This is a genomic window from Dermatophilus sp. B7861-1 (assembly GCF_058996045.1).
Map to the genome: position 1 here is coordinate 1,834,797 of NZ_CM180082.1, position 25,709 is coordinate 1,860,505.

The window sequence follows — 25,709 nt, forward strand, 5'->3', positions numbered from 1 at the left end:
CAGGACACTACCTGCGTCTGGCCGTGGAGGTGTTGTCCGTAGGTGACACGGCAGGTGGTTGGAGTCCAGTTTTTGTTTCTGGGGTGTTGGGCGGCACTGCTTGAGGTTTGTTATCGCCGGCGGGTGCGCTTTGTGGAGTAGGAGTCGCCTGGGAGGGATTGAAGGTAAGTGGGAATTCAGCGATTTTGGCGCCGCTGGGAGCGATTCCGTATTTCTGGAGGGCATGTGACATGACTGAGGAGAAAACTGGGCCTGAGGTGGAACCGCCGTAGATGTCTTTTTTCGGGTTGACGAGAAAAACACCCATGACGAATTGCGGATCGTCGGCGGGTGCGTATCCGACAAATGAGGAGACGTATCCTCCTTTACCTGTGTAGCGGTTAGAGGTTCCAGTTTTTCCTGCGATGTTGAAGCCTGGGACAGCCGCTTGTAGCGCGGTTCCTTCGTTAGAAACGACGGATTGGAGCATGGAACCAAGCTGGCTGGCGGTCTCTTTAGAAACCGCTTGAGTCTGTTGTGGCAGTGGTTGGGGGTGGTATTGACCTTCGACGTCAGTGCGGCCAGCAATGAGGGAGGGAGGAATATGGATTCCCTTGTTAGCGATGGTTTGCATGATTCCGGTGACTTGCACTGGGGTAGCGGTGAAGGCTTGACCGAAGGAAATGGTGTAGCGGCTTCGACCGTCCCACGTGCTGGGGTCCCCGAGGTAGCCGGCAGATTCGCCGGGGAATCCGACAGCAGTGCGTTCACCTAGTCCGAAACGTTGCATATACTCGGCGAGTTTTTCGCGGGGATAGAGCTGAGCAAGTTTGACGGTGCCGATGTTGCTGGATTTAGCGAGAACACCTGCTGTGGTGAGGTGTTCGGTGGGGTGGTCGTGTGAGTCACGGAATTCTTGGCCGTCGACGGTGTAACGGTTGGGGATTTCCCACTGGGTGGTGGGAGTAGTGAGTCCAAGGTCGAGAGCTGCTCCGGCAGTGATGATTTTGGTGACTGACCCAGGTTCGAAGGCGCCTTGGAAAGCCATGTTGGAGAAGTCTGAGTTGTTGCGACCGCGGTCTGCTGGGTCGAAGGAGGGCGCTTGGGTGACGGCGAGTAGTCGTCCTTGTTTATCCATGATGACGATGACTCCGGCTTCGGCACCGAGGTCTTGTACTTGTTTGGCGATGGCGTCGTGGGCAAACCAGTTGAGGTCGTTATCAATAGTGGTGCGAATGACTTCGCCGGGTACGGCCGGGGTGATTTTTGAGTTGCCCATGGGGATGACGCGGTTATCGAGAGAGTATTCGCGAACGATTTTTCCTGGACGGCCGGTGAGGGCTTGGTTGTAGAGGTATTCGAGTCCGCCACCGGTGTTTCCTTTGGCAGTGCCATCAGATCCGACCCATCCGACGGTGGCGGCTGCGGGCTCTCCACCGGGGTAATAGCGGATGGGAACAAGTTCGTTAGTGATGCCGGGGATTTTGAGGCCTTGCACTTTGAGCCAGGTAGTGGGAACCACGGATCGGGCGATGGGTACCCATGGTTTTCGTCCGGTCATGCTGGTGGCGAGTTGTTTTTCGTCAATGCCAAGGATGGGGGCTAGGTCCGCTGCGGCACCGGCAGCACCAACTTTGGTGCTTTTTTTCGTATTGGGATCTTTTTTGGTGTATTCGGCTACGGCAACTTGGTCAACGACGATGTCGAAGCGTTCGCTGGATTCAGCTAGGGGTGCTCCGTAGCGGTCTTGGATGGTGCCGCGTTTGGCGGGGATTGGGGTGGGTCGAGAACGGAGCCTTTGGGCTTGTTGAGCGATGGTTTCAGCGTCGATGGCTTGGAGTCGCACTAGTTGGGCAGCGAAAACAGTGAAGATGAAGAGCAGAGCGATGAACATGGCTCTGCTGCGGCGTCTGGGGTCACCAGCTGTGCGTTTTTTAGTGGCTTTTGTTGTTTCGCCTGGTCCTTGTGGAGGACGTGCTGGATTGGTGTTTTGGGGTGTATCCGGGCCCGCTGGTGAGGGCGCGGTGGGTTTAGTGGGGCTCGGGGGTGCGCTGGGTTTCTTTGTTTGGTTTTTTCGGTTCTGATTGGGATTTGCTGGGCGATGCGGGTGCTTGCGTTTGCCCTGGGGCGTGGTGGGGCGAGGGGTGCGGCGTGGCGGCTTTTTGTTGCTGGGTCCGTTGCTCACGTCCTCACCTCATTGTGTGTTGGTTGGTGCGTCATTGGTCAGCGGCGCTGGGGCAACGTCGGAGGTATTGGCCTCAGGAAATGTGCTGGGGTCATTGCCACTGTTTTGCGTGCCAGGTGTTTGGCTGGGTTCTGCGGTATTGGGGTTGGGGTTAGGGCTGTTGTCGCTTGTGGGTGAGGAGTTTGGGGATGGGGGTATTTGACGGTTGGGTGCTCCAGAAGGGGCGGGTGTTGGGTTACCGACGACAGATCCATCTTTGAGTTTGAGGTAGGCAGGGGTCCCGCCAGTGACCATGCCGAGTTCTTTGGCTCGGGTTGCCAGTTCCGAGGGGGTGGATCGGAGGGCAACTTTTTCGATGAGTTCAGATTCTTGTGCGCGTAGTGCTTCTACTTGCTCGGTGACGTCGTGGAGTTCGTAGGCTCCTGCGACGAGGGAGAGGTTAAGAGCCAGGAGCGCACCGAGTCCCAGTGTCATGAGGATGCTGCAGAAGACGATGAAGGGAATGCGTCCGACTCGTCGTGGGGTGGGCGCGACGACACGCAGAGGCGGCCGCTGGGGTGTGGTGGGGCGTGGGGTAGCGCGGCGGACAGGCCGAGAAGTCAGTGGTTGCTGGCTCATCGGTGGCGTCCTTTCGAGCGGCGTTGAGTGGGGAAAGCTGTTTGTGCGGAAACTGTTTGTGGGCGGTTTCCTTCACGGATTCGGCAAGCTGCGCGAAGGCGTGCTGAGGCGGCTCGAGAGTTCTCTGCGATGGCTTGACTATCAGGCTCTTCAGCGCCGCGAGTGAGGAGTTGGTGAGTGGGGGCGTGTTCAGGTAGTTCGACGGGTAGTCCCGGAGGTGCAGAGCTGGTCGCTGCAGCAGTGAAAACTCTTTTGACCATTCTGTCTTCAAGGGAGTGGTAGGAGAGCACCGCTGCTCGACCTCGAAGTTTGAGTACGCGCAGGCTTTCTGGAAGGGCACCAGCTAAAGAGTCGAGTTCAGCATTGACTGCAATGCGCAGGGCTTGGAACGTGCGTTTTGCTGGGTGTCCGCCAGTGCGGCTAGATGCCGCAGGGATGGCTTGGTCAATAAGTTGGGTGAGTCTGGCTGAGGTGGTGAAAAGCTGGTCGGTGCGGGCTTGGACAATGCGGCGAGCGATGCGTCCAGCGAACCGTTCTTCGCCGTATTCGCGCAGGATGCGGGTGAGTTCGTCTGCACTGAGGGTGTTGATCAGGTCGGCTGCGGTAGGGCCTGTTGTTTGGTCCATGCGCATGTCTAGAGGTGCATCGACACGGTAGGCAAAGCCACGGTCATCGGCATCGAGTTGAAGGGAAGAAACTCCCAGATCCAGGAGGATGGAGTTGACGTGGGAAAAACCGGCATCGGTGATGACGTCACTGATTTCGTCGTAGGTGGCATGGAAGGGCCGGAACCGGTCACCGAAGCGAGCAAGTCTGCAGCTTGCTAGTTCGAGGGCTTCGGTGTCGCGGTCGATGCCGATGGCGATGGCGTTGGGGCAGGCCTCGAGGATGGCTTCGATGTGTCCGCCCATTCCACAGGTGCCGTCTACGTGCACGGGTGTGCCTTCGGCAGCTTCTGGACCAGTGAGGGCTGGTAGAAGAATTTCGGTGACGCGATGGAGCATCACGGGACGGTGGAGCGATGCGGGGTCTTCGTGACGCATCGTCCCTCCTTTGTCTGTTCGAGGCGTGTCCCGCCGTGGTGACGGGGTCGGTCTGCAGCGTGTGGCTACACACACTTAGTTAACGCATATTCACTTCCGGTGCGAAATGCAACGAGCGTGTCACTAGCAAGGTTCCGCTTCGACAAACTTTGCTCACATACGTGAACTGCATTGTGCCGTTGAGGTAATGACTGCTCGACTGCACCGTGCCGGCGGATCCCCCACCGCTTCTTAGTCAGGTTGGGTGGCCTGACTCTTGACGAATCCAACTAGCTGGGTAGGCCTGCGGATTCATTCTTGTTCCGGCGCCGGGGAAGTACGTCGGAGCAAAAACTGAGCGGAGGGAAGTCGACCGGCAGGGGGCAAAGCATCCCGAGCATCGGGCGGGCGAAAAGCCACAGCAGTGTGGTCAAACTCCCGCTAAACGGACATGGACAGATCCGACACCTCAGAAGAGGCCAGGAACCACCTCCTCGGCCTGAGCCGCGAAAGATTCCTCGGATGCCGCGAGATACTCCTCCCACGCTGTGCTGTCCCAGACTTCAAGGCGAGAGCCAGCACCAATGACGGTGAGCTCTTTGTTGAGTCCGGCATATTGACGCAACGCAGGTGGAATCGTGAAGCGACCTTGTTTGTCCGGTATTTCATCTGATGCACCAGACAAAAAGACCCGCATGTAATCACGCGCGGCTTTGCTGGTCATGGGAGCAGAACGCAAACCATCGGCCACACGGACGAATTCATCCATCGGAAAGATGTAGAGGCAGTGCTCCTGTCCGCGCGTCACGACCAGCCCGGGGGCCAGACGTTCCCGGTATTTGGCGGGAAGGATCAAGCGCCCTTTTTCATCGAGACGGGGGTTGTGAGTACCGAGAAACATCTCGCAACACCCCTTCCCTCCGCGGGATCGACGCCACCTCTGATGGGGCATCTTCGTGGACCTTATGGTTTGCCGGACCTTCCCCTCCAGCGCCCTCCACTTTACTCCACTTCACTCCTCCCGCAGCGCGAAGGGAACGTACCCAGTTTCAATTAGCCGCTAAAAACGCACGTCAGCAAGTACATACACTCAACCTGAGCCACCTCTGTCATCAACCTCCCCCCTAGGCGCAACCACCTATCTACACCTAAGAGAAAACCACCCTCACAACACTGAATATCACCTTCAATCGGAACAAAAGCGCAGTTCAGGGCCATGGATCCAAATAAATGTGACTCAGGTCATTTATGAACACAAACCATGTGGTGATGGGGGCGAAATGCGCATGTGGGGAGAAGTGGAGCGCATTAAGCATGTACACGAGCGACACGCCGACACCCCTGCCGGGCGCTCAAAATTCAATGATTCAACGGCTTCTAGCGCTTTATGGACACCCAAGTCATGAGGCACTCGCATGAAGTCACTCACGCCCACATGCCCTCAATTTCGGCGACACCTCACATTTCAGAAGCACACGAGCCATCACGAAAGAGAGGAGAGAACACCCTGAAGAAAATAAAAAGGATTGGGCCCACCTAATAGGTGGGCCCAATCCTTTTTATTTAAGTGGAGCTATGGGGATTCGAACCCCAGACCTCTTCCATGCCATGGAAGCGCGCTACCAACTGCGCCATAGCCCCGTACTACATTAGTAATACTTTCGCCCCGTTCCCGCGGCGACCCTTTAATACTAGCCATACTCCGGGTTTAAACCCAAATCGGCAGCCTGGCTAGGGAGAACGTTCCACGAACGTACCCGCCATCCCCGATCAGAGTCCTCCAACTCAGCCAAAGCACAGTTCTGCAAACCACCGAGCATCCGCCACGCAACCGCTTGATCCAGCCCCACCTGCTCGGCAACCAAAGCGCGCGCAGTCACCCCATGAGTTACCAAAAGCCCGACTCCCCCAGCTGATAACCGCGCATCCACTTCAGCCAACAAAGGCCGAACGCGTTCCACCACATCAAGCACCGACTCCCCCGTCGGACCACCACGCTTATCCGAGACAGCAAAGGTGGCCCAGTCCGGACAAGGCTCCAGCTCCGTAACTCGCTTGCCCTGCCACATACCACTGTGAGATTCACGCAACCGCGAATCCAACTCAACACAAACCCCGAGAACCGCCGCGACCTGCTCAGCAGTCTCAGCGGCACGAGAAAGATCCGAAGAAAGAATGAACTCAGGAGAAAAACCCGCCACAAAACCTGCTGCCTGCCTGGCTTGGGCGCGCCCCTCATCAGACAAAGGAATATCCAAATGCCCCTGCACCACCCGATCACGATTGTGCGCAGTAACCCCATGCCGCATCACCAGCAAACGACGCGTCACTATCAATCACCCCACCTTGCTACCACGCACCCCCTGGACCTACACGTCACGACAACTGCGCAGCCGTAGGAAACTCCGGCAACTCAAGCGCAGGGCTGTCCTTCCAGAGACGCTCTAACTGATAAAACTCACGCTCTTCGGTGTGTTGCACATGCACAATCACTCCGTCAAAGTCCATGAGCACCCAACGCCCGCCAGCAAACCCCTCCATAAGGATCGGCTTAGCACCAACTTCCCGCAGACGGTCTTGAATGTTTTCAGCCACCGCCTGCACTTGGCGCTCAGATTCAGCGGAAACGAGCACAAATGCATCAGCCAGCGCGAATCGGCCAGTCACATCCAACGCAACGATGTTTTCTGCGTTTTTCTCATCAGCGGCTAAAGCAGCCACATCGACTAGTTCCTTAATTGGTGCGACAACCGTCACTGGGTCTCCTGCCCATCTAGATACAAACAATGTTTAGCGATGTATTGGACCACCCCGTCTGGCACCAAATACCAAACCGGCTGTCCCGCCGCGACACGCTCACGGCAATCACTCGACGAAATCGCCATCGCTGGGATCTCCGCCAAGCTCAACCCTTCACTGGGCAAACCCTCTGATGTCAGCTCATGCCCGGGACGGGTCACCCCCACGAAATGAGCCAACGACCACAATTCGTCAACATCTTTCCAGGACAGAATGCGTTTCAATGCATCCGCTCCCGTGATAAAAAACAGCTCCGACTCCGGGCGCTCTTCATGTAAATCCCGCAACGTATCGATCGTGTACGTCAACCCTGGTCGATCAATATCGACGCGGCTGACAGTAAAACGGGGGTTTGAAGCGGTCGCAATCACCGTCATGAGATACCTGTGCTCAGCAGGCGAAACTTTCCGACCGCTTTTCTGCCACGGATGCCCAGTAGGAACGAACACCACCTCATCCAAACCAAAACGGTGTTGAACCTCACTTGCCGCAACAAGATGGCCATGATGGATCGGATCAAACGTTCCCCCCATCACGCCTACCCTGTGCGTCAGTGGGATCCCCCAGCCTCGGCGGATCCATGCTCCTGAGATACATGACCATGGCTAGCACCGCCATGGATATCCCGCCCCTCAATCATGGCCTGCGCCGAGTGACGGAACATCCACGTAAAAACAAGCAAAAGGACACCTACGGCCAAAGCAATCGCACCGAAAACCCAAGCAGGCATTGGCAAATGATTCACGACGTGAGGCGCGTGAGCCGCAAGACTAAAAACGTGAGTGGACATGTGATCCAGCGTACCCGTGCTCGCTGCCCGCGCAGCACCTCTAGCAAGACACAACACCCAACCACCTCACAACCCACCACGCCCACCTCACCACTGACACTGCACGAAGCTGATGATGCATAGGGTATGGGGCATGCATCCCGTGTTGTCCGTCGTTATCCCCGTCTACAACGAAGAGGAAGTCCTCCCTCTCATGGTGGAGCGGCTCCGTCCCGTACTCGACGGCCTTGGCCAGACCTACGAGGTCGTCGCGGTCGACGACGGCAGTAAGGACAAATCTGCACTGGTCATGGCCCGTTTGCGACGATCTTGGCCGCAATTTCGCATCATCCGCCTTCGCGCGAACTCCGGCCACCAGGCCGCCATCTCCGCTGGTCTAGCTCGCGCACACGGCGACTACGTCGTCACCATCGACGCAGACCTGCAAGATCCACCCGAAACCATCGCGGAAATGCTCGAGCTAGCACAACAGAAGAAACTCGACGTTGTCTACGGCATCCGCAGCGACCGCAGCACCGACACCGCCTTTAAACGCGGCACTGCCCAAGCCTTCTACGCCACCCTGCGGCACCTATCAAAAACTGACGCCCCCGCCAATGCCGGCGACTTCCGTCTCATGTCGCGTGCCACCGTCGATGCTGTCAACGCTCTTCCCGAACACCACCGCGTGCTACGCCTGGTTGTGCCCCAACTCGGATTCCCATCAGGCGAGGTCTACTACAAACGTGAAGAACGCGCCGCAGGGGAATCAAAATATCCCCTCAGTAAAATGATCGCCCTGTCTGTTGACAGCCTCACTGCTGGCTCCATGGCGCCGCTGCGCCTAGCAACATGGTTCGGCGTACTCGGATTTGTCGGCGCTGTACTCATTTTCTTCTACGCTCTCATCTCTTCACTGACCGACCGCGCTGTAGCCGGATGGACATCTACCGTTATGGCGGTCTCAGCTGTTGGCGGCGCACAGCTGATCTGCGTCGGCATCCTTGGTGAATACGTCGGCCGCATGTACAGCATGATGCAAGGCCGCCCAACCTACTTCGTCGCCCATGACACCGACCTCATCAGCCACGAAAACATCGGAGAAAACGAACCCACCCACCACGACACCAGCGGTGACCGCGATTTCCTCACCGAACTCGCCGACCTTGACGTCCCTGCCACCGGCGAAATTCCCATGTCCCGTAAAGCCGATACGCCTTCAGCAACCGCAAAAGCAACGGCACCAGAAACACCAGCCTCACTCACCACACCTGATGCTGCCACCACAACCGAAAACGAATCCGCCGCAGAGAAACCAGCAGTAGCGCCTGTCACCGCTTTCACCCGCGCATACGAAGAAACGGCCACCGAGCCTGCGCTCGTGACCGCTTCTGGTGAAGCTGCGGAGGGCGCCCAACCGGATACCCCCCGCACACAAATGATCGACGCCGAAGCCCGTCAGGCGGTACGACGCACCTCAGCAAACAAGCTCACTCCCGGAAGCGAGGAAACCGGCAAGTAACGCTCGGCAGCGACCACAGCAGAAAGCCCCGCATTGACGATGGGGTTCATCGGCTGTAGGTCGCTGCCGCTCGATGAAGAGCGGCGAAGAGCAACAGCTGGTCGAAGCAAAACCATCCACGACTTCATCCACTCCAAACGGAAGCCTGGCTGGTCCAGAACCTGGGTGAGAGTCTCGCGGGTGTATCGGCGAAGGTGAGACACAGCTACGTCGTGAGAGCTCCACAGTTTCGGATCCGCTGGAACAGCTACCAGGAAAGCTCCACCCGGTTTGAGTACGCGTGCCACCTCTTTGACACAGCGATCGTCTTCTTCGAGGTGCTCAAGCACATCAAAAGCAGTAACGAGATCAAGGCTGGCATCCGGTAGCGGAAGCTGCATGGCGTCAGCGCGCATGACAGCTAGTCCACGTTCCTTTGCCACTTCCGCGCCTTCAGGGCCATACTCCAGCGGAGAGACCTGCCACCCCATGTCCCGCAGCACGCGTGTGTTACCCCCACCGGCTGCGCCAACATCAAGAGCGCGACCAGGGGTACGCCCCTCGAGGAGCTTCTTGAGGATGTGACGACGCTCCCTGTACCACCAGTGGTTGTCTTCGAGAGCTGCGAGCTTACGTACTTCGGAACCTTCCATACTGCCGATCCTGCCACGCATCGGGGAAGCGACGGGAATCGAACACGACCCACTCGAACACCAAAGAAGCACTCGGGCTCAATCCGCTAACGCTTCATCCTGGAGGCGCCTACAACATGCATCGAGAAACTCCGCTCCCAGTCCGTGTTCTACCGTGGCTTTCTCACCTTCATCAGGCCGCTGCGCAACCATGAATTTTTGGCATACAGGCGCGGCCACACAGCCGACTAATTTTCGATACACAGCTCAGTCATCTTCAAGACGCTGCCCCATACGCAAGAGAAAAGGCTTAAAACCGTTCTTTTGGAAGAGGTGAATGGTGGCAGCGTTGTCAGTGAGAGTGCTCGTAGTCCAGTAAGAAATTTCACGCCGCATCAGCTCTTTCCGACACGCAGAGAGAAGATCTGATGCGATACCGCGCCCACGATAGTCAGGTAAAACTACGAGAGATTCCAGCTCACCTCGTGTTTCACCCATATCGAAGGTCGAGTCTGGCGAGACAAAACGTATAGCGGCGTACCCTACTGCCTTATCCTCAACGTTTCCGTTCTCGTCAGGAGTCTGGTCAATCGCGATAAAAACTAAACCGCTGGCATCGTTGATCCAGGCCAAATACTCCTGAAAACGCAGCTGCCACGCCTCATGAGGCTCAAGCACGCGCCATTTCCCACCAGAAATAGTCGCGTATTCGCTGACCATCTGCTTCCACAGAGGCTTAACCTTCGCGATGTCTCGCACGTGCGCGCGGACGATCTGTTGACTCATGAGGAAACCGTATCCACATCCGCCCCGAGAAGCACATGTGGTCTTCCCCATCGCACACTTACTGTGTTCAGTCTGAAGAACAGCCCAACACCAATACGTTCAGACGAAACGGACCAGTATCGCGAGCTGGCCCCACCGCTAAAGGGAGACGTCCACGCCACCAGAGTGTCGCGAAGCAAGATACCGCTCAGCTCGAGTCAGCTCAGCACCGGAGTAAGGGTTCAAGTGGCCACTGCGAAGTAGTGCTTTCCCACGACGATGAAGGTAAGACACGCTCACTTCAACCCCCCGAGGAAGAACACCGTCATGCCGATCAAGAACTAGTTGCAAACTGAACGGTTGAAGATCCTCCCCATTAACGATTCCCGTACCGTACAACCGCTCTCCCGTCACTACGTGAATCAATTCGATATCAGCAGCACTAAGAAGAGACGTATCGGGGGCGCTAGAACGACGGACACGGCGCTCGCCCCGATGAATCACCGGAAAACGCTCAGTGCTTGTAGATGTAGCAGAAGCGTCCGCTTTAACCACAGCAGGCACAGGCGGAGTCACCGGTTGCGGCAAACGCACATCGATAATCAACATGACTCCCCCTGTACAGCATGACAGCGTGCATTTAAGAACGATCAAAGTAAAACCGTTCTGACCATCTGACCAGGGAAGATGTGTACAACGATGGTGTGGTTCTCTTTCTTCGAAGAAAGAGAACCACACCATCGTTCACTCACTCATCGTGAGAAGGATCCGTCCACAACCCAGCACGACGCTCCTCATCGAACTGCGCCCGTGCAGCAGCCCGCGATGCTCTGCGCTCGTCATAAGCCTTGCGTTTCTCAGCGCGAGTGGGGCGATGCATGTCCTCAAGTCGCAGGTCCGTTCCACGAGGACCAAGCAACTCAGCACCAGCAGTAATCGACGGTTGCCAATCAAACACCACAGCACTGTCTTCTGGGCCGATATAAACGGTGTCCCCTGCCACTGCACCTGCCTTAACCAAGGCGTCCTCCACGCCAGCTTTGGCAAGCCTGTCTGCGAGGAACCCAACAGCCTCATCATTTGCGAAGTCAGTCTGCCGCACCCACCGCGTGGTTTTGTCTCCGATAACGCGGTACACCGGGCCCGTAGACTCCATTTCACGGCGCACTTCGAAGCCGGTCTCATCCACAGCCTTCGGCCGAATCGTAATTCGACGACGAGGTTGTTCTTCTTGCTCAGAAGCAATACGAGCACGGGCTTGAGCAACATGTTTAGCAAGCGAGAAAGAAAGCTCTTTCAGCCCAGTACGCGCCACCGCCGAAATGACATGCACCTCTAGACCACGTGCTTCCAAGTCAGGTTTGACGAATTCAGCCAGTTCTTTAGCTTCCGGCACGTCAGCTTTGTTGAGCACGACGATGCGGGTGCGGTCCGAAAGAGGGCGACCACCCAGCGTGGACTCGGGAACATACTCCGCTAATTCATGCTCGATAACATCGAGGTCACTCATCGGGTCGCGATCCGCTTCAAGGGTTGCGCAGTCAATGACATGCACAAGCACATGGCATCGCTCAACATGCCGTAAGAACTCCAATCCAAGCCCCCGGCCTTCATGCGCACCCGGGATCAGGCCAGGAACGTCGGCGACGGTGTAGCGGGCACTCCCCGCAGTGACAACGCCAAGATTCGGCACGAGCGTGGTGAACGGATAGTCCGCAATTTTTGGTTTCGCGGCGCTCATCACAGAAACCAAAGAAGATTTACCGGCCGAGGGGTACCCGATCAGCGCGACATCAGCCAGAGTTTTAAGCTCGAGAACAACTTCCGCCTCTTCACCGGGTTCTCCCATCAGAGCAAAGCCAGGCGCCTTACGTTTCGTGGAGGCAAGAGCTTTGTTCCCCAGACCGCCATGTCCGCCCTCAACGATGGTGAACTCCGTCCCCTCACCAACAAGATCGGCCAAGACCTGTCCATCACGGGTAGAAATCACAGTGCCATCTGGAACAGGAAGGATGAGGTCCTCACCGCGCGCACCATTACGCTCATCACCTTCCCCCGGACGTCCGTTACTCGCTTTGCGATGTGGGCTGTGGTGGTATTCAAGCAAAGTGGTCAGCTGATGATCCACACGGAAAATGACATCACCGCCATGACCTCCATTGCCGCCGTCAGGGCCACCGAGGGGCTTGAACTTTTCACGGTGAACAGAAACGCATCCGTGACCACCATTACCGGCGGTGACATGAAGGACGCAGCGATCGACGAATGCAGGCATGATCCCCATCATCACATGCGCGCGAATAGGTGGTAAATCCAGCTCACACCTGTGCTGCCAGGCCGTGTTCTTTTCGAGGAACCTCGCAGCTACCCCCATGACTGTGAAAGATACGACCGTAGTCGTACTTTTCTGAGACCACCGACATACCGAAGAACGATGACGTTACATCCCGTTGTCAGTCAGAGTTGCCCTATGGCCGTAAAAGACTCCACCGAGCCTGGCAAACGTGCATTCTTGACTCGTTTTATCACAGGCTTTCTTGTCGTCACAGGTGTGACTGTCGGTGGCATATCTGCGACATATACCTTTGGCCCTATCTTTGGCCTTTACATCATGCCGCCATCGATGCAGCGTTACGGCCAGATAGCTCTCAATATTCTCGACGAAGGGGTATACGCATCAGGACCAGCATGGGAACAGATGCGCACCGAGGTAGAAGAAGCAATCAGTACAGCTAATTCATACGATGACCTTCACCCAGTACTAGCCAAAGCTGCAAAAATAGCTGGTGGGAAAAACTCCCAACTGATACCCGCACCCCCTGCTCAGTCATTACCTGCGCCTGTGTTCCACACCCCCACCGTCGCACCTGCCGCGGGCGCAACAGCCAAGCACCCTTCCGTCACTACAGTAACAATGCCTTCCCTCGGCATGGTGGACGCAGAGTCCCAAGCACGCTACGCACGAGTTATCGCTGACGGAATCGACCAAGCCGCCCCGAGCACATGCGGATACATCGTCGATGTGCGGAACAACTCAGGAAAAAACATGTACCCCCTACTGTCAGGGATAACTGCACTCATACCGAACGGAGTCTCCGTCATTTTCGCCACTCGAGAAGATGCCCGCGTAGAAGTAACAACACACTCCGACGGCGCAGGTGTCGGAGGCACAGTCATCTCTGTTGGTGATCGAATCAAACGAACACATGCGCCCATAGCAGTACTTCACGGAGAACAAACATCCGCCAGCGGTGAAGCAGTAGTCACAGCTCTTCGTGGGCTGCCCCACGTGAGAACTTTCGGGACGCCAACAGCTGGCCACACTTCAGGAAGTGTCACGCCACGACTCTACGACGGCGCCACATTGACACTCACGAAAAATCTTTATCTCGACCGCTTTGGTAACAACCTAGCCGAGAAGCCCCTCCAACCAGATGAGCACAGCGAGAATGAATCAGCTGATGAGGCGGCACGTCAGTGGCTTGCAGCAAAGAAATGCCCCTCCAAGCGGTGACGCATCAGAAGTGCCCAGTAAATATTCACACGTTATAAAAACGAGCCAGTCAGTCATGACTGGCTCGTTTTTATAACAAACTCGATGGGGCGTCACTCAGCAGCGACGGGCTCCACAATGCTAACGACCTTGCGGCCACGCTTGGTGCCGAACTCAACCGCACCAGCGGAGAGGGCGAACAGCGTGTCATCGCCGCCACGGCCGACGTTCACGCCAGGGTGGAAGTGCGTGCCACGCTGACGGACGATGATCTCACCAGCGTTGACCAGCTGACCACCAAAACGCTTCACACCAAGGCGCTGCGCGTTCGAGTCACGACCGTTTTTGGAGCTGGATGCACCCTTCTTGTGTGCCATGTCAAACCTCTCTTACGACGACGAAAAATCAGGCGTTGATCGCGGTGATCTTGATCTGCGTGAGGGGCTGACGGTGGCCCTGACGCTTGCGGTAACCCGTCTTGTTCTTGTACTTAACGATGGAGATCTTGGGGCCCTTCGCGGCTTTCACGATCTCAGCGGTAACAGTGGCTTTACCGAGCTTTTCGGCGCCTGCAGTCACCTTGTCACCGTCAACGAGCAACACCGGAGTGAGTTCGATGTTAGAACCGGGCTCGGCATCAATCTTGTCGACCAGGAGCTTGTCGCCAACTGCCACCTTCTCCTGGCGGCCACCGGCGCGAACAATCGCGTACACGTAAACACACTCACTTTCTGGGGTTGCTGCGCCGCTTGCTACCGGCCCGTCGCCCGAATGGCACGAGTCACGGTGGACGCACGACATATCACTGTACCGTGCGCTGGGAAGTCACCCAAACGCACACGATCACTCAGCGGTGCTACTTTCTCCACCGGCAGCAACTTCACCCGTAGCAGCCGGAGGCCCTGCAGGCGCTCCTGCAGCACGACGCCCCGCACGGCGAGTCCGCTTCTTCGAAGCAACAGCCTCTTCAGCAACAGATACCTCGACCTCAGCAGGCTCATCCGACACAGCAGATGCAACCATTGCGAGCTGAGTTAACGGCGCAGCATCCACCACAGCAGCTTCCTGCACAGTCATCAGCCCCATACCGCTACTATCTGCGGCTCCCGATGGCGCGCTCGCAGCACGACGCCCCGCACGGCGAGTCCGCTTCTTAGTAACTTCCGGTTTCACCGCTTCCGCCTCCGAAGCCACTACTTGCGCTGCTGCCTCTTCGACCTTTGCTTCGGCAGACTCAACAGGCGAAACAACCTCCGGCTCCGTCGCAACAATGGCAGTCACCGCCTCACCCACAGCGGTGCGCGGCGCTCCTGCAGCACGACGACCTGCACGGCGAGTCCGCTTCTTTACTGGCTCAGGCGCCTCGCCCTCAGCTCCATCACCCTCAGCTGCCACCTGGTCCGGAACGCTCTTGAGCGCAGCCGCTACCTTCGCCATAGCAGCAGCGGAAACGCCGCGGCGCTCCTCACCAGACTCTTCTAGAACCTCTTCGACCGGTTCAATAACTTCTTCGACCGGTTCAACTTCCTGCGGCTTAGGCTCAGGCGCTTCGGCATTCTTACCTTTACGACCTTTACGCGCCTTACGCCCCTCACCATCAGGCTCTCCTGAAGGCAACTTAGGTGTATTCCGAACGATGATTCCACGCCCATGACAATGCTCACACGTCTCAGAGAACACCTCAATCAGCCCGGCGCCGACTCGCTTACGCGTCATCTGCACCAAACCAAGCGAGGTCACCTCAGCAACCTGGTGCTTAGTCCGGTCACGCCCAAGGCACTCAACCAGGCGACGAACCACCAGCTCACGGTTGGACTCCAACACCATGTCGATGAAGTCGACCACAATGATGCCGCCGATATCGCGCAAACGCAGCTGATTAACGATCTCCTCAGCCGCTTCCAAGTTGTTCTTAGTGACGGTTTCTTCCAGGTTTCCGCCTGCACCAACAAACTTGCCCGTGTTCACGTCGATGACCGTCATCGCCTCAGTGCGGTCAATAATCAACGAACCGCCGCTGGGCAGCCAGACCTTACGGTCCATCGCCTTAGCCAGCTGCTCATCAATGCGGTAAGTCGTAAAAAGATCTGCTTTCTCAGTCCACTGGGTCACACGATCACGCAGATCAGGAGCAACCGACTCCACATACTCACTCACCGTCGCCCACGCGTTACTTCCCGAAACAACAAGCTTCGAGAAGTCCTCGTTGAAGATGTCACGAACAACTCGGACAGTCAGCCCCGGCTCCCCGTGCAAGAGCACCGGCCCATGACCACTCGCCGCTTTCTTCTGGATTGTTTCCCACTGACGCGCAAGACGCTTCACATCAGCGGTCAATTCCTCCTCGCTGGCGCCTTCGGCAGCAGTCCGCACGATCACGCCAGCGTTCTCAGGCACGATCTTTTTCAACAGCGACTTCAACCGCGCACGCTCTGTGTCTGGCAACTTACGAGAAATCCCCGTCATAGAGCCATCCGGCACATACACAAGGAACCGTCCAGGCAACGAAACCTGACTCGTCAAACGAGCACCCTTATGACCAATCGGGTCCTTGGTCACCTGCACCAGCACGTTCTGCCCCGGCGAAAGAGCATTCTCGATACGTCGCTGACTACCACCCTCAAGACCAGCAGCATCCCAATTCACTTCACCGGCATACAGCACACCATTACGGTTCTTACCGATATCAACGAACGCTGCCTCCATCGACGGCAACACATTCTGAACACGACCCAAGTAGACGTTACCCACGCTGCTTGCGCCAGAGCTACCACCAGCACTGCCATCAGCGCCAGAGAGATAGTGCTCAACTAGCACACCATCCTCAAGCACACCGATCTCAATCCGATTATCAATCTCACGGATCGCCATAACCCGTTCGACACTTTCACGACGCGCCAAAAACTGCGCCTCCGTGATGATCGTGCGGCGCCGACCAGCCTCACGCCCATCCCGACGCCGCTGCCGCTTCGCCTCCAGACGGGTTGAACCCTTAATCCCAGTCGCCTCATCACGGCTCTTACGCGACTCACGCACACGAGTCGTTACACCAGGCACATCCTCTTGAGCCTCTAGCGAAGACCCTGCACGGCGACGACGCCGGGTACGCCGACGGCTAGAACGGCCTTCCTCATCCTCACCACCCTCATAGTCATCGCCGTCCGAATAAGAATCACTCGAAGAGTCATCAGTGTCCTCATCTGTCGACGAAGATTCCTCGTCAACAGACTTCACCGCATCTTCGTTATCCTCCCCCAACGAACGGCGCCGTCCACGCCCACCCCGACGACGTCGACGGGTGCGGCTCTCACTGGGCTCAGACTCATCAGCGCCATCCTGCCGCTCTTCAGCCTCAGCGACATCTGCCTGCAGATCGCCATCAACAACATCTTCCTGTGGAGCCTCCAGCTCCACATCCCCTTCATGATCACTGCGGTGACGAGCCCCACGCCCACCCCGACGCCCGCGACGGCTACGCCGCGCACCACGAGATTCCCGTTCGTCCTCGCCGTCATCACTACCCTCACGCGGCTGCGGCTGCTCAACTTCATCAGCCGAGGGCTCGTTCACCTCCACCCGCTCAGAACGCACACGACGACGCACCGTCGTCACGGCAGTCGGATCGGGAGCCTGAAAAATCAACCCAAAACTTGCACCCACAGGTGCTGCAGCCGCTCCACCAGAGACGGCCATAACTTCATCCAACTGCGCATGTGATGTGTTTTTTTCATCGGAAGCCATCTGGCATTCCTTCCCGCAGCACGCCAACGGCGACCACGCCCATAACCTCTGCACCGCGCGCGCCAATGTTCGTCAGCGCCTATGGAACCGGTGTATCCGATCCACTAAAAGTCTGATCTCCAACCCCACGGGCTCGCGGTCACGCGTCACCTCACGGAGTAGCCGAAGCAGTTCCGGCAGCGAATGGATCGGCCACCGCTGCGGCTGCGAGCTCGAGCGGGCCTTGGGCCAAGCGCGTCGCCTTAACTGGACGCGCAACGTTCAAATCTACGGCTGCTCGCATCGCAGCAAGAACATCTTCGGGGCGTACGGCGGGCGTGGTATGCCGCACTACCATTTCCAGTATCGCACACGGAGCCGACTCCGATACCGAGTGCATCGACAACACCGCCTCGCGAGTGTCATAAGTGCGTGGCCCCTTCTTCAACACCCGCGTGATCTCAGCCTTCTCCAAACTCAGATACGCAGCTACCGCCCGATCCAACTCGGCGTGCTCCTCCTGAGAAACCTCACCAAACTCCACACGCCACAGTGACCCCTCCATCAACTCAGCCAACGAGCCACCAACACCCTCAACCACCTCAACTACCCCATACCCATCCGGCAAAGCAGCATCCAAAGCTTCACAAACGGCCTGCGGATCCAACCGGCGAGTCACCGAAATCTCGACATACTCAGCCTCACTCGCGGTACCTGTCGGAGCTGCATTCGTATACGAAATTTTCTGGTGCGGATGGAATCCAGCCGAATACGCCACCGGGATCGCCGCACGACGCAAAGCCCGCTCCAGCGCACGCTGAAAATCACGAGTAGAGGTAAACCGCAGCCGCCCCCGCTTCGCATAACGAATACGTAGTTTCTGCACCGCAGGATCCGGCGCTGGTCCAGTAGGAACCCGCTGACGTCGCTTCTTCGCAGGCTGCGACACCGACTTCTCCGACGTCTTTACCTCATCAGATTCACCGCCGGTCAACAACGCCTGCTCTGCAGTGGTATCGCTACTAGACATGGTCCAAAAGCCTAACTGCCCCCACGCCTAGCTCAACTCGGTGAGCCCCAACACCCCCCATACCTGAACAGCCTCATATCCCCAAAACACTCAAAAACCACGGCAACACCGCCAAAAATCCACCAAGAAAAATCACCACAGAATCCCATCGATTCCATACCGCAGGCTCAACCCACGTACGCCGCACCCCTGGCCCCCCCAACCGTTCATACCCGCGAGCCGACATCGCCACCGTAACCACCCCAGCCTGCCGCAACGACTCAACCAACAACGCAATCGTCAACCGCCACAACTCCCCTGCCCTACCCAACACACCTCGATCAACCGCCACGCCCCGAACCCGACGCGCCCACCTCAACTCCTGCCACTCCTGCGACAACGAATCCAACCGCTGCAACGCAGCCACAGCAGAAAGCACCGCGCGCGCAGGAAAACGCAACCGCTGCCCCAAGTGATCCCCCAGCTGCGAGACATCCACCAAACCAACAATCACAACCCCCGGCCACGCAAAATACGCAACTCGCAAACCAGCCGTCGCAGCCACAGCTAACGACGAATCATCAGCAAGCAACCAATTCGACCAAGTCACCGAAGCCACCGCAAGCAACGGAGGAACCATCCGACGCCAGTCACAAGCAGCCCGCCCCGCGATCCCCACCGTGACAACCACAACAACCAAAAAAGCCACACCCCCCGCGGGCAAAGACCAAATACTCACCCCCCCAACGGCAACAAGAAACGAAAAACCCATAAGAGAAAGCGGCCCAGCCTGGCACCCCAAAAAACCGGCCCGACATCTCCCCCGGCCCCCTGACAAACCAGCATCACTCATCAGGAAACCTCAACCGTGCTATCAACTAACCCCGAACTCCCACACAGTGACCGATCATGACTGGCCACAACGACACCCGCCCCCACCTGACACATCACACTCATAACACCAGCAACAGCCGCCCACGTACCGCGATCTTGACCAACAGTAGGCTCATCAAGAGCAACAAAACCAGGGCCGTGCAACACCGCAGAAGCAACAGCTAAACGACGCTTTTCCCCTCCAGAAAGAGAATGCGGATTACGGCCCAACACATGCCCCAAAGACAACGCTTCAGCGACTTGCTCACCGCGCTGCTCAACACCCACCAGACCCAAAACACGAGCCGTCGCCACCAAACTGTCCCAGACAGTGTCAGCCACCACCGTCTGCGAAGAACGCTGCGGCACCCACGAAACACGCGCAGCGAGCACGCGCGAACTCCACTCTGCAGGCGAAGAAGAACCCATAAAACCCTCACCAAAAAGAGCAGACGTGGCCCGAACCGAACCCGACGTAGGCGCTGCAAGACCAGCTAAAAGCCGCAAAAAAGACGACTTACCCGCCCCACTACGCCCTTGTATCCCCAAAACCTCTCCAGCTCGCACACACGCATCAGTAGAAGTAAGCACCTGCACCGGCGCGCGCCGCGTCCACGTCAACGAACGCGGCGGAGTACGGAGCCACTCAACCTGCTCCGCCACCATCAACACATCACCAAAAGCAGGCCGTTTTCTCTCCACATGCCCCGCGACAAACAACCCTTCAGGAAGAGGCAGCGGTGCCGGATCAGACACACCCGGCACCCACACCCCCAAACTCGACAACATCTCACGACACGTGTCCACATGACTGACCGGAAAATCCGACACAAGAGAACCCTCAGCGCCCATCACCAACACTCGATCAACAAGAGGCAGCCACGGCTCAATACGATGCTCAACCACAATTAGAGTGCTCCCCCGAGCGCTCACCGACTGATCAACAGCATCACGAACCACAGCTGCCGACTCCTCATCAAGACAGGCAGTCGGCTCATCCAGCAGCAGCACCTCAGGGCGAGGAGCAATCACCCCCGCAAGGGCAAGCCGCTGAGCCTCACCCCCAGAAAGCGCTAAAGTCGAACGCGACGTTGGGTACGGGAATCCCACCAACTCCAAAGCTTCCCGAACAGCCACATGAATATCTGAGCGAGGCATCGCAGCGTTCTCACAGCCGAAAGCAACATCACGACCAACCGTGGCTGCCACCAGTGCATCCGCAGGATCTTGAGTAAGAAGACCAACATTGCCTCCGCGCTGCAGCGAACCATGCAAAACGCCAGGATCAACCTCACCTAGAACACCAGCAATCGCATGCAGCAACGTAGATTTTCCCGCACCAGAAGGACCAATAAGAAGGACTCGCTCACCAGGGTCTATTTGAAGATCAACCTCATGCAGTACCGGAGTCTGTTGCCCCTCCGGTATCCACGTCAGACCTTCTAAACGCACTGCACCGAGAGGCAGGTTTTTACCCGACACGATCAGTGCCTGCAATCCAAACCTGGCTGCTGAAGAGCATCACGCCCCGCAGGCAACGCCCGCAACGCCCCCGTCGAGGCAAGGGCACGCATGATGCTCCACCCACCGCACCCGGCAATAAGCACACCCGAAACTGCGGCAGCACCCAACGACACAAAACGCCACACCCACGCATATTCAACCTGATAAACCCACCACTCATAACCAGCAATCTCCACGACCGCGGCAAGAAAACCACCAAGGATCGCAACGCTTACCCCTGCCCGACGCCACCGGAATAACGCGAATGCAGCCTCAACCCCCAGCCCCTGCAACGTGGCGGAAACCATCACCATCGCTCCCCACTCATTACCAAGCGCCATCTCCACAAAAGCAGCAATACACTCGATAAACACTGCTGCACCTGGCCGACGCACAATAAGCATTCCGACAACACACGGCAGCAGCCACACACCCAAGGTCAACGACATCAGTGGCGGAAACACCAAAGCCAGCTTCACAAAGGGATAGAGCAAAACATCCCACGCCCAGAACGCCACTCCGAACGCGACGCCCAACATCGCCAGAGTCACGAAATCAAGCCCGCGCCACGCTGCTGGCCCACCACGCGCCACTGCAAAACGTGCCCGCTCATCGCCGCTTCGCGGCGCTTCTGTTCCTACTGCCATCAGAACACCCGTTTCTCACCGCGATTGCGGTGCTACACGGGGAATAGGCGCCATTTAATAGACGCCCACGAGAAGATCCCGACTCCCTACACCGGTACTAACCGGATCAGGTTCGAGGGTCTGCGGAACACCCGCACTCTCAGCGCTGCCTGCGCTCCCCTGTCGTAAAAACGAGCATACACACGCTCTCTTCACCGCGGCCTTGGGCACCGCACTACCTGCCTACACCACGACGGGGCGACGCGAGCTTTTCACTCACGCCACCCCGCATCTTCAAATCAACGCACTGCGCCTAAAGCAAACTCAGTGCACGGATGACTCACCCAACTTTCTCCGTGAGTTTTTCAGCTCCATCCCGCAACACTGTCAAAGGCAACAACGTCGCCCCTGTAGGACCAATCTCAATATCCGTCCCCATCGTTGGACACACCCCACAGTCGAAACAAGGCGTCCAACGACAGTCGTCCTGCTCCACCTCTTCAAGAGCGTCTTGCCAGTCATCCCACAACCACTCCTTATCCAAACCAGAGTCGATGTGATCCCACGGAAGCACCTCTTCTTCAGTGCGTTCACGCGTAGTGAACCACGCCAAATCAATAGGCCACCCATGTTCATCGTTCATCACGTCGAACACTTCTGCAGCCTTAGTCACCCACCGTGTGTGTGAAAAATGTTCACTCCAACCATCAAACTTTCCACCATCACGCCAAACCGCCTCAATGACCTCACCCACACGACGATCACCGCGCGAAAGCAAACCCTCAATCTGACCTGGCTTGCCATCGTGATAGCGATACCCGATAGACCTTCCGTACTTCTTGTCTGCCCGAATCGCATCACGCAACTTCACCAAACGAGCATCTGTCTCCTCTGGCGACAACTGCCCCGCCCACTGGAAAGGAGTGTGCGCCTTCGGCACAAACCCACCAATCGACACAGTGCAACGAATATCTTTGCTGCCGCTGACCTTTCGGCCCTCCTCAATCACCCGAGAAGCCATCTTCGCAATCTGCAGCACATCCTCATCAGTCTCAGTGGGCAAACCACACATGAAGTACAACTTCACCTGACGCCAGCCAGCGCCATACGCCGCCGAAACCGTCTGGATAAGATCGTCCTCACTCACCATCTTGTTAATCACACGACGCAAACGCTCACTCCCTCCCTCAGGAGCAAACGTCAAACCAGACCTGCGTCCATTACGAGACAACTCATTAGCAAGATCGATATTGAACGCATCCACCCGCGTACTAGGCAACGACAAAGACGTATTCGTCCCCTCATAGCGATCCGCCAACCCCTTCGTGATCTCAGCGATCTCCGAATGATCCGCACTCGACAACGACAAAAGGCCGACTTCCTCATACCCCGTCGCAGCCAAACCGCTTTCCACCATCTCACCGATACCAGTGATCGAGCGCTCCCGCACCGGACGGGTAATCATCCCGGCCTGACAAAACCGGCACCCTCGCGTACAGCCACGGAAAATCTCTACACTCATCCGCTCATGCACCGTTTCAGCAATCGGCACGATCGGCTGTTTCGGATACGGCCACTCATCCAAATCCGTAACCGTATGCTTCACTGCCCGTTCAGGAACGCCAGCAGCCAAAGCCTCATCCTTCAAGCAGACCTGTTCAATACACCCATCGGCCCGGTACGTCACCTCGTAAAAACCAGGAACATAAACGCCCCCATGCACAGCCAAACGAGTCAACAACTCCGTCCGGCCACCAGGGCGCCCCTCCTTCTTCCACGCAGTGATGATCTCGCTAGCCTTCAATACTGCTGCCTCACCATCACCAATAATCGCGGCATCAATAAACCGCGCAATTGGCTCCGGGTTAAAACTGGCATGACCACCGACAAGAACAATCGGGTCATCAACACCGCGTTCATGCGCATGCAGCGGAATCCCAGCCAGGTCCAGCGCCTCCAACATGTTCGTGTAGTTCAACTCCGTGGAAAAACTAATCCCAAGAACATCGAACTCACACACCGCACGGTGCGCATCCACCGTCAACAGCGGCACCCCCGAAGCACGCATACTCTCAGCCAAATCCGGCCACACTGCATACGTACGCTCAGCCAGGGCATCAGAACGCTCATTCAGCACTTCATAAAGGATCATCAGTCCCTGATTAGGCAGCCCCACCTCATAAGCATCTGGGTACATAAGAGCCCAACGAGCAGTCAATTCCTGCTGCTCCCCATCAGGTCCGGTGGCGAAACCACCGCAATCCCAATCCTTGACCTGGCTGTTCATCTCGCCACCGAGGTATTGGATGGGTTTATTGACCGCTCCGAGCAGCGGCTCGAGTTGGTCGATTCTCGAGGTTCCACGCATACCACCAGGGTATGCGTGGGGTGATCTTCATCCCAATCGCGCCGCACTCAACACTATCCGCGCATTAAACGAGATAATTCAAAGTTTGAGCGCCGCATCAAGAGCCGCATTCAACGCAATCTCCCGAAAGCTACTACCCCAACCTCGCTGATCGTGGACCTCCGCAGCCAAACTATCCGCCGAATAGAGAATCTGCCCAAACCTCACCCCACGGAACTGTGCCATCGCAGACAAAGCCGAGCACTCCATCTCGACAACCTCGCAGCCCTGCCCTCGACGAGCAGCCACCTTTCCCGGAGTCTCACGGAAAAACCCATCTGTCGTCCATGTCGCAGCCTCCACAAACTCCAACCCCAACCCCTCAATCGCCTCGCCACACGCAGCACGCACCTGCGCATCAGTTTCTACCCACCGGCCAGCAGGAAGGTAGTGGTACGACGTGCCCTCATCGCGCAAAGCTTTCGTCGGAAGAATCAACGCCCCCGCCTCGTGCGGCACCAACGAGCCACATGACCCCACCGCCACAAGCGTATCTACGCCAAGCATCACTGCACGCTCAGCAACCGTTACCGACGCAGCCGCCCCCACCGGCATATTTACCAGTGCAAGTTGCTCACCCTGGTACTCCCCCACCCACATCGGTACGACTCCAGCGATGAGATCAAACTCAAACCCCACCTGCCATCCCTGAGCCGCCGCGAACTTCTGGACCACATCCCCAAGGAACGCCAACACAATCCGCCGCGGCAAAACCGGATCATTACCAGCCTCAGCCGCACGATGCCCATCACCAACAAAGTCACGCACATCTGCGTCATATTCAAGAAGCGGGACCTGCCCCCCAAAGAACTGTGCACTCATACCGACGGCACCACCGACGAAAGAATCTGCCTTGTCTGTGCCACATCCTGCTCCATGCACTCCAACAACTCCTCCACCGAGTCAAACTTCAACGTAGGCCGCAACATCTTCACAAACTCAACATTCACACGCTCGCCGTACAAATCCAGATCTGTTCGGTCAAGCACATAGGCCTCTACGCGCCGCTGCGTGCCCTCAAACGTAGGATTCGTACCCACCGAAATAGCCGTCGGCAACATACGTTCAGCCGAACCAACCGGCATCCCCGGCCGAATCAACCACCCCGCATACACCCCATCAGCAGGAACAAGCCCCTCACTGTCCGTACTCAAATTAGCTGTCGGATACCCCAGCTCACGCCCACGGTGATCCCCGTGAACCACCTCACCAGAGACAACATGCGGACGCCCCAAAACCTTGGCCGCCTCCCCCACCTCACCACGAGCAAGGAAATCCCGCGTCATCGACGATGACCACCGCTGCACAGCAGCCTCTGAGCCAGCACACACCCCCACATCATCAAGAACCACCGTTTCGAATCCAAACTCCTCACCTAGCGCACGCATCGTCTCCACATCGCCCGCATTACGGTGCCCAAACCTACTGTCACGGCCCAGAATGACCGCCTTAGCGTTAAGCCCCTCCACGATCACCTGCTGCACAAACTCTCGCGGACTCAACTGCGCAAACTCCGCAGTAAAATCCAAAACCAGCACGCCACCCAATCCACTATCAGCCATCCGATCCAACCGCTGAGAAGTGCTGCACACCATCTCCGGAGCGTCTTCTGGACGAAGCACAGCCAATGGGTGCTGCGCGAATGTAATCGCCACAGAAGTCACCCCCCGCGATGCAGCCTGCGAATTCAATGCGCTCAACACCGCTCGATGCCCCCGATGCACACCGTCGAAAGTTCCTATCGTCACGGCAGTGGGGCCGAGATCGGCGGGCAGATCAGATACCTGGTTCCAGCGCAGCACGACGAC

The 25,709-nt window shown here is 57.3% G+C and carries 24 protein-coding genes, 1 tRNA gene and 1 riboswitch; of the genes, 2 read left to right on the forward strand and 23 right to left on the reverse strand.

From position 1 onward, the window contains the following. Positions 1–7: 7 nt before the first annotated feature. The 9 genes from AC2T9U_RS08085 to AC2T9U_RS08125 all read right to left on the reverse strand — a co-directional run bounded on the left by AC2T9U_RS08085 (position 8) and on the right by AC2T9U_RS08125 (position 7,333). Complete coding sequence (locus tag AC2T9U_RS08085) at positions 8–2,164, reverse strand: peptidoglycan D,D-transpeptidase FtsI family protein (RefSeq protein ID WP_493695765.1); 2,157 nt, start codon at positions 2,162–2,164, stop codon at positions 8–10. Between the two features lie 9 nt (positions 2,165–2,173). Then, positions 2,174–2,782 carry a cell division protein FtsL gene (gene ftsL / locus AC2T9U_RS08090; protein ID WP_493695766.1) on the reverse strand — a complete coding sequence of 203 codons (609 nt, stop codon included), beginning with the start codon at positions 2,780–2,782 and terminating at the stop codon, positions 2,174–2,176. Then, on the reverse strand, positions 2,779–3,825 hold the full coding sequence (gene rsmH, locus AC2T9U_RS08095; protein ID WP_493695767.1) for a 16S rRNA (cytosine(1402)-N(4))-methyltransferase RsmH: 1,047 nt from the start codon (positions 3,823–3,825) through the stop codon (positions 2,779–2,781). Before rsmH ends, ftsL begins: the two co-directional genes overlap by 4 nt. A gap of 448 nt (positions 3,826–4,273) precedes the next feature. Continuing rightward, positions 4,274–4,705: a division/cell wall cluster transcriptional repressor MraZ gene (gene mraZ / locus AC2T9U_RS08100; RefSeq protein ID WP_115029642.1), complete on the reverse strand. Its 432-nt coding sequence runs from the start codon at positions 4,703–4,705 to the stop codon at positions 4,274–4,276. A 667-nt stretch (positions 4,706–5,372) separates the two neighbouring features. Beyond that, positions 5,373–5,445: transfer RNA gene (locus AC2T9U_RS08105), tRNA-Ala, on the reverse strand. A gap of 50 nt (positions 5,446–5,495) precedes the next feature. Continuing rightward, complete coding sequence (locus tag AC2T9U_RS08110; protein WP_493695768.1) at positions 5,496–6,134, reverse strand: histidine phosphatase family protein; 639 nt, start codon at positions 6,132–6,134, stop codon at positions 5,496–5,498. Between the two features lie 46 nt (positions 6,135–6,180). Further along, positions 6,181–6,561: a ribosome silencing factor gene (gene rsfS / locus AC2T9U_RS08115; RefSeq protein WP_115029638.1), complete on the reverse strand. Its 381-nt coding sequence runs from the start codon at positions 6,559–6,561 to the stop codon at positions 6,181–6,183. Beyond that, on the reverse strand, positions 6,558–7,136 hold the full coding sequence (gene nadD / locus AC2T9U_RS08120) for a nicotinate-nucleotide adenylyltransferase (protein WP_084440958.1): 579 nt from the start codon (positions 7,134–7,136) through the stop codon (positions 6,558–6,560). The genes rsfS and nadD overlap by 4 nt, the downstream gene beginning before the upstream one ends. Before the next feature lie 17 nt (positions 7,137–7,153). Continuing rightward, positions 7,154–7,333: a hypothetical protein gene (locus AC2T9U_RS08125; RefSeq protein ID WP_147279164.1), complete on the reverse strand. Its 180-nt coding sequence runs from the start codon at positions 7,331–7,333 to the stop codon at positions 7,154–7,156. A gap of 193 nt (positions 7,334–7,526) precedes the next feature. Here AC2T9U_RS08125 and AC2T9U_RS08130 point away from each other — a divergent pair, with 193 nt between their 5' ends. Further along, positions 7,527–8,894, forward strand: coding sequence for a glycosyltransferase family 2 protein (locus AC2T9U_RS08130; RefSeq protein ID WP_115029635.1), 1,368 nt, complete (start codon positions 7,527–7,529; stop codon positions 8,892–8,894). On the opposite strand, the gene AC2T9U_RS08135 is transcribed toward AC2T9U_RS08130, so the two are convergent. The 4 genes from AC2T9U_RS08135 to obgE all read right to left on the reverse strand — a co-directional run bounded on the left by AC2T9U_RS08135 (position 8,831) and on the right by obgE (position 12,545). Continuing rightward, positions 8,831–9,526 (reverse strand): class I SAM-dependent methyltransferase, encoded by a 696-nt coding sequence (locus AC2T9U_RS08135; RefSeq protein WP_084440959.1) that lies wholly within the window; start codon positions 9,524–9,526, stop codon positions 8,831–8,833. The two genes, AC2T9U_RS08130 and AC2T9U_RS08135, sit on opposite strands and share 64 nt — an antisense overlap. A 246-nt stretch (positions 9,527–9,772) precedes the next feature. Next, complete coding sequence (locus AC2T9U_RS08140; RefSeq protein ID WP_115029633.1) at positions 9,773–10,291, reverse strand: GNAT family N-acetyltransferase; 519 nt, start codon at positions 10,289–10,291, stop codon at positions 9,773–9,775. Between the two features lie 138 nt (positions 10,292–10,429). Continuing rightward, positions 10,430–10,879, reverse strand: coding sequence for a hypothetical protein (locus AC2T9U_RS08145; protein ID WP_493695769.1), 450 nt, complete (start codon positions 10,877–10,879; stop codon positions 10,430–10,432). Between the two features lie 139 nt (positions 10,880–11,018). Continuing rightward, positions 11,019–12,545: a GTPase ObgE gene (obgE, locus tag AC2T9U_RS08150; RefSeq protein WP_493695770.1), complete on the reverse strand. Its 1,527-nt coding sequence runs from the start codon at positions 12,543–12,545 to the stop codon at positions 11,019–11,021. A 336-nt stretch (positions 12,546–12,881) separates the two neighbouring features. On the opposite strand from obgE, the gene AC2T9U_RS08155 reads away from it, so the two are divergent. Next, positions 12,882–13,784 carry a S41 family peptidase gene (locus tag AC2T9U_RS08155; protein ID WP_493695771.1) on the forward strand — a complete coding sequence of 301 codons (903 nt, stop codon included), beginning with the start codon at positions 12,882–12,884 and terminating at the stop codon, positions 13,782–13,784. Positions 13,785–13,876: 92 nt separating this feature from the next. Here AC2T9U_RS08155 and rpmA read toward each other — a convergent pair whose 3' ends face one another. The 10 genes from rpmA to AC2T9U_RS08205 form a co-directional block, all read right to left on the reverse strand. Continuing rightward, entirely contained in the window at positions 13,877–14,140 is a 264-nt protein-coding gene (rpmA, locus tag AC2T9U_RS08160) for a 50S ribosomal protein L27 (RefSeq protein WP_028326939.1), read from the reverse strand. A 28-nt stretch (positions 14,141–14,168) separates the two neighbouring features. Then, complete coding sequence (gene rplU / locus AC2T9U_RS08165; protein ID WP_028326940.1) at positions 14,169–14,477, reverse strand: 50S ribosomal protein L21; 309 nt, start codon at positions 14,475–14,477, stop codon at positions 14,169–14,171. Between the two features lie 129 nt (positions 14,478–14,606). After that, positions 14,607–17,504, reverse strand: coding sequence for an Rne/Rng family ribonuclease (locus AC2T9U_RS08170; RefSeq protein ID WP_493695772.1), 2,898 nt, complete (start codon positions 17,502–17,504; stop codon positions 14,607–14,609). Positions 17,505–17,655: 151 nt separating this feature from the next. Continuing rightward, complete coding sequence (locus AC2T9U_RS08175; RefSeq protein ID WP_258553299.1) at positions 17,656–18,369, reverse strand: TIGR03936 family radical SAM-associated protein; 714 nt, start codon at positions 18,367–18,369, stop codon at positions 17,656–17,658. 217 nt (positions 18,370–18,586) lie between these two features. Next, complete coding sequence (locus AC2T9U_RS08180; RefSeq protein WP_493695773.1) at positions 18,587–19,231, reverse strand: energy-coupling factor transporter transmembrane component T family protein; 645 nt, start codon at positions 19,229–19,231, stop codon at positions 18,587–18,589. Between the two features lie 113 nt (positions 19,232–19,344). Continuing rightward, positions 19,345–20,847, reverse strand: a complete 1,503-nt coding sequence (locus AC2T9U_RS08185) for an ABC transporter ATP-binding protein (RefSeq protein WP_493695774.1) — start codon at positions 20,845–20,847, stop codon at positions 19,345–19,347. Between the two features lie 2 nt (positions 20,848–20,849). Further along, entirely contained in the window at positions 20,850–21,515 is a 666-nt protein-coding gene (locus AC2T9U_RS08190; protein ID WP_493695775.1) for an ECF transporter S component, read from the reverse strand. A gap of 66 nt (positions 21,516–21,581) precedes the next feature. Next, a riboswitch (TPP riboswitch) is annotated at positions 21,582–21,686 on the reverse strand. Positions 21,687–21,834: 148 nt separating this feature from the next. Next, entirely contained in the window at positions 21,835–23,862 is a 2,028-nt protein-coding gene (locus AC2T9U_RS08195; RefSeq protein WP_493695776.1) for a TIGR03960 family B12-binding radical SAM protein, read from the reverse strand. 78 nt (positions 23,863–23,940) lie between these two features. Next, on the reverse strand, positions 23,941–24,723 hold the full coding sequence (locus AC2T9U_RS08200; RefSeq protein ID WP_115029625.1) for a nucleoside phosphorylase: 783 nt from the start codon (positions 24,721–24,723) through the stop codon (positions 23,941–23,943). Next, the gene (locus AC2T9U_RS08205) at positions 24,720–25,703 is read right to left on the reverse strand and encodes a bifunctional riboflavin kinase/FAD synthetase (RefSeq protein WP_115029624.1); all 984 of its coding nucleotides are present in this window, start codon (positions 25,701–25,703) and stop codon (positions 24,720–24,722) included. The genes AC2T9U_RS08200 and AC2T9U_RS08205 overlap by 4 nt, the downstream gene beginning before the upstream one ends. Positions 25,704–25,709 lie beyond the last annotated feature (6 nt).

Excerpts from the sequence above, each read along its gene's own strand:
- ftsL (WP_493695766.1), bottom strand. The coding sequence starts at position 2,782 with ATGAGCCAGCAACCACTGACTTCTCGGCCTGTCCGCCGCGCTACCCCA.
- rsmH (WP_493695767.1), bottom strand. The coding sequence starts at position 3,825 with ATGCGTCACGAAGACCCCGCATCGCTCCACCGTCCCGTGATGCTCCAT.
- mraZ (WP_115029642.1), bottom strand. The coding sequence starts at position 4,705 with ATGTTTCTCGGTACTCACAACCCCCGTCTCGATGAAAAAGGGCGCTTG.
- nadD (WP_084440958.1), bottom strand. The coding sequence starts at position 7,136 with ATGGGGGGAACGTTTGATCCGATCCATCATGGCCATCTTGTTGCGGCA.
- AC2T9U_RS08125 (WP_147279164.1), bottom strand. The coding sequence starts at position 7,333 with ATGCCTGCTTGGGTTTTCGGTGCGATTGCTTTGGCCGTAGGTGTCCTT.
- AC2T9U_RS08130 (WP_115029635.1), top strand. The coding sequence starts at position 7,527 with ATGCATCCCGTGTTGTCCGTCGTTATCCCCGTCTACAACGAAGAGGAA.
- AC2T9U_RS08135 (WP_084440959.1), bottom strand. The coding sequence starts at position 9,526 with ATGGAAGGTTCCGAAGTACGTAAGCTCGCAGCTCTCGAAGACAACCAC.
- AC2T9U_RS08140 (WP_115029633.1), bottom strand. The coding sequence starts at position 10,291 with ATGAGTCAACAGATCGTCCGCGCGCACGTGCGAGACATCGCGAAGGTT.
- AC2T9U_RS08145 (WP_493695769.1), bottom strand. The coding sequence starts at position 10,879 with ATGTTGATTATCGATGTGCGTTTGCCGCAACCGGTGACTCCGCCTGTG.
- obgE (WP_493695770.1), bottom strand. The coding sequence starts at position 12,545 with ATGCCTGCATTCGTCGATCGCTGCGTCCTTCATGTCACCGCCGGTAAT.
- AC2T9U_RS08155 (WP_493695771.1), top strand. The coding sequence starts at position 12,882 with ATGCCGCCATCGATGCAGCGTTACGGCCAGATAGCTCTCAATATTCTC.
- rpmA (WP_028326939.1), bottom strand. The coding sequence starts at position 14,140 with ATGGCACACAAGAAGGGTGCATCCAGCTCCAAAAACGGTCGTGACTCG.
- AC2T9U_RS08170 (WP_493695772.1), bottom strand. The coding sequence starts at position 17,504 with ATGGCTTCCGATGAAAAAAACACATCACATGCGCAGTTGGATGAAGTT.
- AC2T9U_RS08190 (WP_493695775.1), bottom strand. The coding sequence starts at position 21,515 with ATGGCAGTAGGAACAGAAGCGCCGCGAAGCGGCGATGAGCGGGCACGT.
- AC2T9U_RS08195 (WP_493695776.1), bottom strand. The coding sequence starts at position 23,862 with ATGCGTGGAACCTCGAGAATCGACCAACTCGAGCCGCTGCTCGGAGCG.
- AC2T9U_RS08200 (WP_115029625.1), bottom strand. The coding sequence starts at position 24,723 with ATGAGTGCACAGTTCTTTGGGGGGCAGGTCCCGCTTCTTGAATATGAC.